3 protein-coding genes are annotated in these 13,203 nt (G+C 45.3%); all 3 read right to left on the reverse strand.

Annotation, left to right across the window (positions count from 1 at the left end; genetic code table 11):
• A partial coding sequence (locus V756_RS01000000122665) for a condensation domain-containing protein (protein WP_032682142.1) occupies nt 1–1,530 on the reverse strand: 1,530 nt, incomplete at its 3' end.
• A gap of 18 nt (nt 1,531–1,548) precedes the next feature.
• Nucleotides 1,549–9,231, reverse strand: a complete 7,683-nt coding sequence (locus tag V756_RS0116665; RefSeq protein ID WP_024715660.1) for a non-ribosomal peptide synthetase — start codon at nt 9,229–9,231, stop codon at nt 1,549–1,551.
• A 24-nt stretch (nt 9,232–9,255) separates the two neighbouring features.
• Nucleotides 9,256–13,203, reverse strand: a 3,948-nt coding sequence (locus V756_RS0116670) for a non-ribosomal peptide synthetase (protein WP_024715661.1), incomplete at its 5' end; no start/stop codon positions are given.

The following is a 13,203-nucleotide window of genomic DNA, read 5'->3' on the forward strand; positions in this document are numbered from 1 at the left end:
GCCGCGTGCCGCGAGGTGGGCGGCCAGCCGGCTGGCATACAGGTCAAGCTCAGCGTACGTCAGGGAACCGCCGGAAAATCGGATAGCCGGCCGCTCCGGTGTGACAGCTGCCTGACGTTCAAACAGCCCATGCAAGGTTGGGGCTTCAGACGAAACAGATACTGTCCTGTTATTTTGAGAAACGATTTTCCGTGTTTTGTCCTCATCTAGCAATGTCATCTTTGACACAGGAAGAGATGGATCAGAGATGACATCAGAGATCATGTGCTGTAAATAATCTTTTATCTCAGACATCATATTTGGCTGATAAGCGCCTGTATGAAAATGAATCCGAACGTACAAAGTACGCCCTGGGATCACTTTGACACTGCATCTGTAATTAGTTACCTCTTCCATTTCAAAATCTTTCACGGAGAAATCAAATGATCCAGCTTGATTCAGCTCTTCAATCTCTTGTTGAGTAGGTGTATTTTCAAAGACGATAATATGATCAATCAGCTCTTGTTTAAGAGCACTCTGCGCCTGAATGTCATATAAAGGGAAGTAACTATACGCTTCTGCTTCAGTCATGTCCTTTTGCATCCTGCTGACTAAGTCAGAAAAAGAAAGAGAATCACTTTGGACCCGAATAGGAATGGTATTGATAAAAAGTCCGACCATGTTTTCCACATCTTTTAGCTCAGAAGGTCTGCCTGATATAACTGATCCGAACACAGCATCGCTGCAGCGATTAAACTTTTGGAGCATAATCCCCCATAAAGCTTGGAACACAGTGTTTAGTGTCGCTCCAGAAGCCGCTGCGATTTTCTGTAAATCCGAGGTTTCTTTTTCAGGAATGGTGAACGTGATCTGCTGTAATGTCCCATCCTGGATTTGATCTGTTCTTTTTGGCAGAGGCGTAGATTTTTCGAAATGCTGAAGCCTCTTTTTCCAATACTCAGCTGCTTCTTCACGCTCTTGCTGCATCAGCCATTTAATATACGTCCCGTACGGCTGTACGGGAGGCAAATCAGGAAGCTGTCCTTTATCCAGCGCTTGATAAATGTGAAGAAAATCCTTAATGACGATGCCTAAACACCAGCCATCCATTAAAATATGATGGTGGCTCCAGATACAGACATAATGATCAGGCGCCCATTTTAAAATAGATATTCTCATCAGTACATCCGTTTGGAGATCAAAGCCTTTGGATTTGTCCTGCTCTTTGAATGCCTCGGTACAATGTTCTTTATCCCTTTCATTGAGATGGGAAATATCTTCAAAATGAACAGGGCAATGACGATGCTTGAGCACGACTTGACGAGGTTTAGCTACATTTTTATGGATGAACGCTGTTCGGAAGATTTCATATCTGTCAAAAACAGCTTCCATACTTTTCTGAAAACGCTCTAAGTCAAGCTGTCCATGAATCGTAAAAGAAGCCTGTTCAAAATAAGCTCTTGACTGTTCATCATACAGTGAGTGAAAAAGCATCCCTTCCTGCATAAAAGACAAAGGGTATATATCCTGTATTTCGGGTTGCTGCGGCATCAGTTGAATCTCCTCTCCCTATAGTTTGTTGACGGCTCCCATAATCTCACTCAGTTCATCAAGCGTTAAATCTTCATCAGTGAAATCAGATGCGCTCCATTCTCGGCTTTCTTTGCCCGTACAATGCTCAATGATGTTTTCCAGTGTCTGTTTAAAATGCCCGGCAAATGTTTGGATTGTTTTTTCCTCAAATTGCAGCCTGTTATAGATGATGTGCATGTTCAGGCACCCAGAAGAAACAGCGCCGCTGATATCCAGTGCATAAGGCCGCTCCCAGTTCGGGCTGATCTCATTTTCCGGTTTGATGTCAGAAACCTCAAAGGCTTTTGATTGAATATCCTGATCAAACTGGCCTAAATAATTAAAGCTGATTTCCGGGCTGTATTTCTCAGAGCCCCATCTGTTGCTGATATATTTCAGCACACCGTAGCCTGCGCCTTTATGCGGTATTCGGTGCAGCATATCTTTTGTCTGTTTAATGAGATGGCTCAGCCGTTCATCTTTGTTCTTATGATCAGAATCGCTCATATCAAGCCACACAGGATAAATCGAGGTGAACCAGCCGACTGTTCTGCTCATATCAATGTCCTCAAGATATGGTTCCCTTCCATGGCCCTCCATGCTGATTTTAAACTGATTAGAGCCCGTCCATCGCTGCAAAGCAAGACCTAAAGCTGTCAGCAGGATATCATTCATCTCCGTGCTGTATGCTTTATGTGCAGCCGTTAATAATAATTCGGTGTGATGACGGGAAAGCTCAAAATCAATCACTTCTGTCTCTTTGAATGTGTTAGGCGCTGCGTCATTGTCTTTAGGAATAGGTTGAATGTGACGGTTCTCACGCTCGTCCCAATACGCTACTTCGCGCTGCATCTGGCGGCTTTTAGAATAGTCAGCTATTCTTTGTGAATACGTTAAATATGAATCTGTTTTTTGCGGCAGTTGAATAGATTCTCCTATGACTGCCTGTTTGTAAGCTGTTGAAAAATCCTCGAACAAAATGCGCCATGAAACCGCATCAATAACCAAGTGATGAATCGTCAGAAACAAATGGTCACCATTTTCGGTTCTAAACAATCCAGCGTGAAGCAAAGGGCCGGTTTCCAAACAAATATGCTTCTGCATCTGGCTGACTGTTTCCTTAATCCTGTTTTGTGCTTCTGTTACGTTACCCTTTACATCAAACAGTTCAAGAGCATATAGCTCCTCATCCGGAAGATCAATCCCTCTATTGAACTGCACCGGGTGGCCATCGTCATCCTTGCATATGATTCGCAGTGCGTCATGATGAGTCACCAAGCTTTTTAGCACTTTTCTAAGTGCAATCTCATCAAATCGTTCAGCCCGGTAAAGCATAACAGACTGGTTAAAATGATGGATTTCCAGAGATTGAGAGAGAAACCATTGCTGGACAGGTGTCCAAGTGATCTCGCTCTCGACCGGGCCTTGGTCAATGACGCGCACATCTTTTCGAACCTGAGCGGACAGTTCACCAAGAGTCTGATGTTCAAACATCTCACGTACTGTCGTTTCGAATCCGCGCTGCTTCAGTCTGGCACAAACTTGCAGCGCTTTAATAGAATCTCCGCCCAGCTCAAAGAAATTAGCGTTTACGCCCAGCTCATCCACACTAAGAAGCTCCTCCCAAATTTCAGCCACCACCTTTTCAATCTCATTTCTTGGGCTGATATCATCAGCAGGATAAGCGTGTTTTTCAGGTTCAGGCAGGGCTTTCTGATCAAGCTTTCCATTAACAGTCAGCGGGATGCTTTCAATCTGGATCAAACGGGCGGGCAGCATAAAGTCAGGCAGCATGGTTTTTAGAGAAGCACGAATATTTGATGTATTCGCGGCCTGTTGATCTTTTGTCACCATGTATGCATAAATAGCTGTTTGTCCTTGTTCATCTGCTCTTGTAATGACAGCTGCCTCTTTAATAATCGGATGCTGAAGAAGAGCCGCTTGGATTTCACCCAACTCAATACGGTGCCCTCTGACTTTCACCTGATCATCAATGCGGCCTAAGTATTCCAGCTCGCCATTTGACAGGCGTTTCGCAAGGTCTCCTGTTCGGTATAATCTGTCCCCCGGGAGATTCGGATTGGGTACAAAACGGTCAGCGGTCAGCTCAACTCTGTTGAGATATCCCCGTGCCACGCCTTCACCGCCTATATAAAGCTCTCCTGGAACTCCGATCGGCTGCAGGTTCATATGAGCATCCATCACATAAGCCTGCAGAGTTGAAAGAGGCCGTCCGATATTGCTTCTATTTGCGGCAATATCAGCTGCGGACAATTTTTTGACTGTGACATGTACTGTTGTTTCTGTAATACCGTACATATTGATCAGTTCAGTATGAGGATATTTATCATTCCAGCTTTGAAGCATGCCGGGCTGTAAAGCTTCGCCGCCAAAAATGACGTATCGGATGTTTAATCGATCCGTATGGTTTTGATCTTCATGCATCAGGCCGTAAAAAGCTGTCGGGGTCTGATTGAGTACAGTGACGCGTTCTTTCTTTAACAATAATCGGAATGCCTGGGGATCACGGGCTGTTTCCTTAGAGACCACAACGAGTGTACTTCCGTTCAATAACGCACCAAACATTTCCCATACAGAGAAATCAAAGCAATATGAATGAAAGAACGTCCAGACGTCTTCATGACCAAATTCAAAAGGCAGATTTTGATGCTTTAAGAGACTGATTACATTGCGGTGCTCGACAATGACACCCTTTGGCTGGCCAGTTGTTCCGGATGTGTATATCACGTATGCCGGCTGATCCGCTAGGTTTTCTTGAATGTTTACATTAGCTGGAATGGAGTCAGTTTCGACTTCATCGAGATACAACATATGCCCGCTGTAGCCTGCAGGTTTGTTTTGACCGCGCTCTGTCAGCAATATTTCTGTCCCGCTGTCATTAAGCATAAAGCTAATACGTTCATGAGGATATTCAGGATCAATCGGCAAATAGGCTCCCCCGGCTTTTAAAATCGATAAAACGCCAATGACCATATCAGGTGACCGATCGAGCATCAGCCCGACGATATCCCCAGTGCTGACTCCTTGTTTAATCAGCATAGCAGCTGTCCGCTCTGCTTTTTCATTCAGCTCTCGATAAGTAAGCTGAGAGTTGCCGCACACCACTGCGAGATGCTCCGGATGCTGAGCGGCTTTTTTTTCAAATAAGCTTACAATGTTTTCGTTTTTCGGAAATGCCGCATACTGTCCCATTTCTTCAAGGAGCAAATTTCGCTCTGCAGCAGGAAGCAATTGCATATCCGAAATTCTCATCTCGGTATCCGCCGTGATACTTTTTAACAGCTCAATAAAATAGGATGCCCACCGTGCGATGGTCTTCTCTTCAAAAAGGGCAGTGCTGTATTCAAAACGGCAGCGAATTCCGCCCGAATGCTCCTCAGCGTGTAATGTCAAATCGAATTTAGATATATCGTGTTTTGGAGTGACAGACGAAATCGATAAACCTGGCACTTCGAACTGAAAATCCTCACTGCTTTGAAGCACGAGCATCGCATCAAACAGCGGGTTGCGATTTACTTCTCGACGTGTATCGAGCTTATTTGCCAGCTCCTCAAAAGGATAATCCTGATGTTCATAAGCCATCAGAGCCAGGTGGCGAATGTCCTGCAAATAAGAGCTGAACGTTTTATGGCCTTCGGGCTGGCTGCGCATCGCCAACGTATTGACGAACATTCCGATGACGCGTTCCAGATCGGCGTGCGGTCTTCCGGCAGCAGGCGAGCCGACAACAATATCCTCTTGCCTGCTTAGCTTGGAAAGCAAAATAGAATAGACAGCCAGAAGGATCATATACAATGTTGTTCCCGTTTCAGCCATTAAATGGTGCAGCTCGTCCGCCATGTCTTTATCAATGTGTACTTCGATTGTTCCGCCGCTGAAATCAGGGAGGCGCGGCCTTGTTTTATCAAGCGGTAAATCTAACACAGGAAGACTCCCGCCTAGCTGGTTGAGCCAGTAGGCCTCCTGTTTTTTGTACAGCTCTCTCGGGTACTTCTCTTGCTGCCAAACAGCAAAATCCTTATAATGCAGGTTTAAAGCTGGCAGCTCTTTTCCGCAATATAAGTCAGTAAATTCTTGAACTAAAGTGCTCATCGAGACACCATCAGCAATAATATGATGCATATCAAGCAGCAAAAATCCGCGTTTATTGCCCATCGAAATGACACAAGCTCTAAAAAGCGGGCCGGACGATAGATCAAATGGTTTGATAAAGGACTCAATTGCAGTCTGAAGCGTTTTTTCTGAACCCATTTCAAGCTCTTTCAGATCAAAAGCCATCTCTGGATAAATGATCTGCACGGGCTCGCCTCTGTCAAGCATAAAACCAGTCCGCAATGCTTCATGCCGATTCACAAGTTCTGTGAGAACACTTCTCAGCCGCTGGTGATTCAGGTTTCCGTTTAATTCAAGTACAGCGGGCATGTTGTAGCCTGTGCTGTCATCTGCCAGCTGATGAAGAGCATATAATCGTTTTTGCGAGAAAGACAGCGGATAGACATCTCTTTGATCCGCAGGCTCAATCTGTGTAAAAGCATGTTTTTTTAAGCTCATCAATTTGACTGCCATGCTTTCAATCGTCGGGTTAGAAAAAACCTCACTGAGCGGCAGCTCGACATTCAGCTTTTTATGTATCCTTGAAACCAGTGCGGCGGCTTTTAAGGACTGTCCGCCTAACTGAAAGAAATCATCGCGAATGCCGATTTGCTGTTTATTCAGCACATCTTCCCAAATAAGTGCGAGATCCGCTTCGGTTAAAGTTCGGGGCGGCATATAGGTGAGGCTCGCATTGCTTTCAGGTTCAGGGAGTGCTGACCGGTCAAGCTTCCCGCTGGACGTTAATGGCATCCGGATGATGTTGATCATACTTGCGGGGATCATATAGGACGGCAGTGTTCCGGCAAGATGCCGATACAAATCCGGGAGACTGTTTCCTTTTTCCGGTACGATATAAGCAACGAGCTCCTTTTCCTCAGCAGAAACATCCCGGGCCAGTACCGCTGCTTCCTTTACACCTGGTGCCTGTCGAAGAACCATTTCAATCTCTCTCAGTTCAATGCGGTAACCCCTGATTTTCACTTGATCATCAAAACGTCCGACATATTCAATCGTTCCGTCCGGCAAAAAGCGGCCTGCATCACCTGTTCGGTATACACGCTCCCCTTCAAGGAACGGATGATCGGAAAAGGCTTTATCTGTCAGATCTGGATGTTTGTAGTACCCTCTGGCAAGACCCGCGCCGGAAATACACAGTTCGCCTGCCGCGCCGATCGGCTGCATTTGATTTCCGTGTAAAACAAATACTTTCGTGTTTGCAATCGGGTGTCCGATCGTGATCCTCTCTTTTTCGTTCAATTGACGCAATATTGTTGTTGCCACACTGTTTTCTGTGGGTCCGTATTCATTTGCCAATTCTGCAGAAGGACAAATTTTTTGACTCATCTCAAGCAGATCAGGCGTGACTGCTTCACCCGCAAATGTCACAATCCGAAGGCTTTTTGCATCCTCTGCAGTCAGCACTTCCAGTAACACCCGGTACAGAGAAGGAACAATGATCATGTGACTGACCTTATAGCGTACTATTTTTCTCTTAAGGGCTAGCACATCCTTGGCTTCGTCATCCGTTGTCAGCAATACGCACGCACCGGATAAAAGCGGGGTAAACAAGCTTGTCAGACAGCCGTCAAACACATATGAAAACAAATGGAGGGATATATCCTGTTCGGCCATGCCATATTCTTCCCGTCTCCATTGCAATGTATTGGCAATGCCTTCGTGATCAACAAGAACACCTTTTGGCCTCCCTGTCGTTCCCGACGTATAGATTAAGTAGGCAAGATCACCGGGCGGCACATCTGGAGCTGCTGTTTGGTGACTTTCTGTACGTTCTATCGGTATCATTTTTCCTTCATAGTGCGGCGGGATACATGTCATGAGGTCTTCTTCTATCAGCAAGTGAACCGTTTGACTGTCCTTCAGCAAGAAAGAAAGACGTTCTGTTGGAAAATTTGGATCAAGCGGCATATAAGCGCCCCCCGCTTTCCAAATGGCGAGCAAAGCTGCAGGCATCTCCATTGACCGCCTCATCATCACAGCGACGACATCTCCAGATCCAACGCCTTTTTTTATCAGGGCGTGCGCAATCTGATTGGCTCTTTCATTTAATTGGCGATAGGTCCAGCATTCATCCCCCATTTTCAATGCAGCAGCTTCAGGTGTTTTGTGAGCTTGCTCCTCGAACAATTGGGATATTGTTTTGTTCACATAAGGACGCTCTGTTTCGTTAAACAATTGGATAGCCTTTTGCTCCTCCGGCGGCACGATATGAATGTCACTGACGGCAATATCGGGATGTGTCACAATGCAATCCAGCGCTTGCTTTAGATGGCCCTGAATCCGCAGCATCTCTTCACGTTCGTAAACAGCTGCGTTGTAGCTGAATTTAATATAGAATGATTCTCCCGGAACGATAACGATATTAAAGTCGTAATTGGTTTGCTCCGACATTGAAATGTCACTCAGCTTCAGCGCATTTTCCTCATTCTCGCTCTCGATGCGTAATGCCTGATCAAGCTGTACAGGATAATTTTCAAAGACAAAAATATGATCGATCAAACCTTGCTTCAATGGACTATGGTTCTGAATGTCATAAAGCGGGTAATACCCATGCTGTTCAGATGATAAAATATCCTCCTGCACAGCTTTGACCAGCGAAGAAAACGTCATGCCCTCCGCAGATCGGATTCGCACTGGAACCGTATTAATAAACAAGCCGACCATTGATTCAATCCCATCAATCACTGACGGACGTCCTGAAATAACGGAACCAAAAACTGCATCATCAGCTGCGGTATATCGGTGCAGAAGCACGCCCCAAATACTCATAAACAACGTATTTAGTGTAACTCCCCAACTCTGCGCGGCCTCTGTCAGTTTCTCAACCATTTCCGGTGTTAAAGAAAAGCTGACCTGTGCAGCTTTATAATCCCCGTTCGCTGGGCGGGGATTTATCCGGGGAATAGAAGCGGTATTGCCGTATCCCTCCAAATATTCGCTCCAGTAAGCTGCAGTCTCTTCTTTATCTTTTTCTCCAAGCCATTCAATATAGCGGCTGTATGGCACCGTGCTGCCAAGCTGCACAGGCCTGTTATTGCTGAGTGAATCATACATGCTGAAAAACTCTTTAAGAATAATGCCGAGACACCAGCCATCCATGATGATATGGTGATGTGTCCATACACACGTATATTTGCTGTCGCCTCTATCAAAAAGGGCAAGACGCATTAACGGACCTTTTTGCAGATCAAATCCTTTTTCCCGATCCTTCGTCATAAATTCATCGATCAGCACCTGCTGTTCATGATCAGCCAAGTGAGAAAAATCTTCTTTATACACTGTCAATTCGCGATTTGATAAGACTACCTGCTGCGGTCCTGTAAGATCTGGTACTTCTTTAATAAAAATCGTTCTGAAAATATCATATCGGGAAACGAGAAGGTTTAAGCTCTTTTGAAACGAGTCGATGCATAAATTCCCCGTGATCGTAAACGAGGTCTGTTCGACATAGGCTTTCGAGCTGAAATCCATCAGTGAATGAAACAGCATTCCTTCCTGCATATGCGATAACGGATAAATATCTTGAATTTGTGCCGATTGTGCCATCAATTCCACACACCTTTTCAAAAGTTAAAGATCTTTCACAAGATTTTCGATGCTAGATAATGCCGACAACGTTAATTCCTTATTGCTGAAATCACTCAGCGTTTTTTCGCGTGTTTTTTTCTGCGAACAATGCTCAATCATATCGACAAGATGCCTGTGGAAACGATCCATAAAACACTCCATTGTGTGTTTGCTGAATGCTTGGGTGTATACCGCCTTTACTTGAAGCCGTCCGTCTGTAATGAGAGCATTGATGTCCAGCTCATATTCCCGTTCTCTCTCATCCGCTATTTCGTAACGAGGCTGGTAATATGATAATTGAAACGTTTCAGATTCCTTCTCTTCGCTAAATTGGCCGAGATAATTAAAGCTGACCTCAGGCTCTTTATGCCGCAGTTCTCCTATCTGTGTTAACAATCCGTAGCCAGTTCCTTTGTTTGGCACTCTTCTCAGCATATCTTTTGTCGTCTTAATTCGGTAAGCGAGCTGATCTTCGAAAGGCTCAGGAATACTCAGGTCCAGCAGAATAGGATAAATGGAAGTAAACCAGCCAACAGTCCGTGAAATATCAATATTTGGCACATGCCCTTCTCTTCCGTGTCCCTCAGTGCTGATCACGATTTGGTCATGCCCTGTCCATTCAGAAAGCGCCAATCCTAAAGCCGTAAGCAAAAGCTCGTTGGCATCAGTGCCGTAGGCTTTCTGGGTTTCAAACAGCAATTTTTCAGTCCAGTCCCCGGATAGTGTAAACATTGAGCTATCGCTGTTCAATTGCAGTCTGCCCGGCATATTTCCCGTGTTCTTAGGCAGAAAAGCAGTGTGAGCATCCAAAATCGTTTGCCAATACGTTTTTTCTGCAAGCACTTGTTTGCTTTCAGCTATTTGTGCAAGACCACTGGCGTAGGACAAATAAGAATCGGTTTTTGGCGGTAATTGAATCTCTTGTTTTTCTAAAGCCTGCTGGTATGCTGCCGCTAAGTCCTCAAGCAGAATTCTCCATGAAACGCCATCTATCACAAGATGGTGAAGCGCAATCAGAAGATGATCCCCTTCTGCCGTTTGAAACAAACCAGCTTGCAGCAGAGGCCCTTTTTGTACATTCATTTTGCTTTGAATGACGGTTTCCTCAGCTGATAGTTTTTCATCAAGATAAGTTCTTTCCAGCAATTCTTTTGTCCAGTCTTTGATTTGAAGGCCGAACAGCTCATGATCCTTATGATTCATTCCGCGATTATACTGAACGACATGGCCGTTTTGGTCTCGTTGAAAAACCATGCGAATTGCATCGTGATGCTCGGTTATTTTGCGCAGCGCTAGACGAAGCGCGGTAGCATTGAATCCTTTTTCACTGAAAAGCATGACGGACTGGTTATAATGATCGTGAAAAGCATGAGCCTGTCCGAAAAATCTTCGCTGAATCGGGGTGAGGTCAGCTTCACCTTCCGCAGGTCCCTGGTCCGCTTGAGATGCCAATGGTGTGAGATGTCCGCTTAGTTCATGAATTGTTGGATAACGGAATAAGTCGCGTATTGTCATGCTCCAGCCTTCAGCGGCCAGCCGTGCTGCCACTTGTAATGCTTTAATTGAGTCTCCGCCAAGTGCAAAAAAGGAATCGTGAATGCCGACTCGTGACATGCTCAGTACATCTTCCCATATATACGCCATCGTTTTTTGTATGTGGTTAACTGGTGCGGTATATGAGCGCGACAACACATCATTTGGAGCCGGCAAGGCATTTCTGTCCAACTTTCCGTTCAGGGTCAGCGGCATATTTTCTAAAGGAATCAGATGCGCAGGAACCATATACGCTGGCAGTTCCTTTGTTAAAGCAGCACGGAGAGCATTCGTATTGACATCTGCAGGCACAATATATGCTGCCAAACCAGCATGTCCATTCTTATCATGCTGAACGGTAACAGCAGCTTCTCTTGCAAGCTCCGTTTGAAGCAGAACACTTTCAATTTCTTCTGTTTCAATTCTGTATCCATTTATTTTCACTTGGTAATCCATTCGGCCAAGAAGCCGGATCATTCCATTTGGAAGCAAGCAGGCTCTATCACCGGTTCTGTACAGTCTTTCTCCTGGGACAAATGGATTTTCTGTAAATTTTATTTGTGTTAAGTCAGGCTTATTATGATAGCCTTTCGCAACTCCTGCACCGCCGATGCACAGTTCGCCGGCAACGCCAATCGGCTGAATTTGATCAGTCTGGCTGAGTACGTACAAGCGTACATTTGGAAGCGGGCTGCCGATTGGTACGTTATCTCCCGTCCACTCTTCTCCCATACTTGTTTCATAAAAGCTCGAATCAATCGTTGCCTCTGTGACACCGTAGCTATTGATGATGCGCATGCTTTGGCCAAAGCGCTCCATTAATGTTTTGAAATCTTGAGCTTTCACCATGTCAGAACCGAGAACCAGTATGTTTAAGTCAGGAAGCTTGAGCTGGTTACGGTATATATACTCCATCACCGGAATAATGAGAGCAGGTGTGGATTCCATCATCGTGATTCTCTTATCGCTCATGATTTTATAAATTTCAGCAGGTTCCAGCCGCTTTTCATCCGGGCAAACGATAAGAGTTCCGCTGTTGGTCAATGTTCTTGCCAAATCTCCTGAGAAGACATCGAATGAAAAGCTCGCGATTTGAAGCAGTCTGACAGGCTTCCTATCCAGCCCATAAATTTGACGCCATGCAAGAGCAGCATGAGTAAAGTTTCGATAGGTGACAATAACACCTTTTGGCGAACCTGTAGTTCCTGACGTATAAATGATATATGCTGCATCGTCAGGAACAGGAGATAAGTTCAGGTTGCAGCCATTTTCTTCATACGAGGCTTCATCATCAAGGCAGATATTAGACATTTCAGATTCAGGTGAGTTTGGAATCAAATACTTCAATTCCTGCTGTAAAAGAAGAATATCTGCCCCGCTATCACGAAGAATGTATTCAATGCGAGCTTTTGGATAGTGTGAATCGATTGGGATATACACTCCGCCGGCTTTCATCACTGCCAGCACTCCAACAACTGCATCAATGGACCGCTTGGCTAAAACAGCCACTGTTGGTCTCTTCCCTTTTCTTCTTTGCAATGTCCGTGCCAGGCGATTGGCTTTTTCATTTAGAAGCCGATAGCTAATCTCTGTTTCGTCATCAATAACAGCTATATGTTCTGGTGTTTCTTCAGCTCTTGCTTCAAATATGCGATGGAATGCGACATCTTTTTGAGAAAATTCAACTTGAGTTTTGTTGAATTCAGTGAGTATTTTTTGTTTTTCTTTTTCACTAAGTATGTTTATTTGTGAAAGTCTTGTTTCAGGATTAGAAATGGCCGCATGCAGAAATTCGCTAAAATGAGCTGCCCAGCGTTTAATGGTAGATTTCAGAAATACTTCTGTACTGAATTCCAATTCGCAGCAAAGGGCACCATCTGTTTCCGTTGCTAGTAACGTGATATCGAATAAAGAAATGTGCTGTGCGAAATTGGCATGCCGGACTGTTACTTCTTCCAATTCTACGTCCTGTTTTTCCATATTTTGAAGGATAAACATCGCATCAAATACTGGATTCCGGCTCATATCCCGTGTTAGTTGAAGCTTATCGACAAGCTCTTCGAACGGATAATCCTGGTGCTCATAGGCTTCCAATGCAGTGGCGCGCACTTCCTGCAAATACTGCACAAACGGCTTCCCGCCCTCCGGGCGTGTCCGCAGTGCCAGCGTGTTCACGAACATGCCGAGTATTGGCTCAAGATCCTTGTGCGGACGGCCGGCAATTGGCGATCCGACGATGATATCCTCCTGGCCGCTTAAGCGTGACAATAACGCGGTGTAGGCCGCAAGGAGCACCATGTACAGTGTGCTTCCGTTTTCCCGTGCCAGCTTGTGAAGCCCTGATGCTGCCTCTTGATCAAGCGTAAATGAGACCTTGTCACCCGCGAAGCTCCGCACCGGCGGGCGGGTATGATCAGC

It is taken from the genome of Bacillus tequilensis KCTC 13622 (assembly GCF_000507145.1).
Lineage (GTDB): Bacteria > Bacillota > Bacilli > Bacillales > Bacillaceae > Bacillus > Bacillus tequilensis.

What these genes read in the sequence shown, in the direction of transcription:
- V756_RS0116665 (WP_024715660.1), bottom strand. Translation starts at nt 9,231, where the DNA reads ATGGCACAATCGGCACAAATTCAAGATATTTATCCGTTATCGCATATG.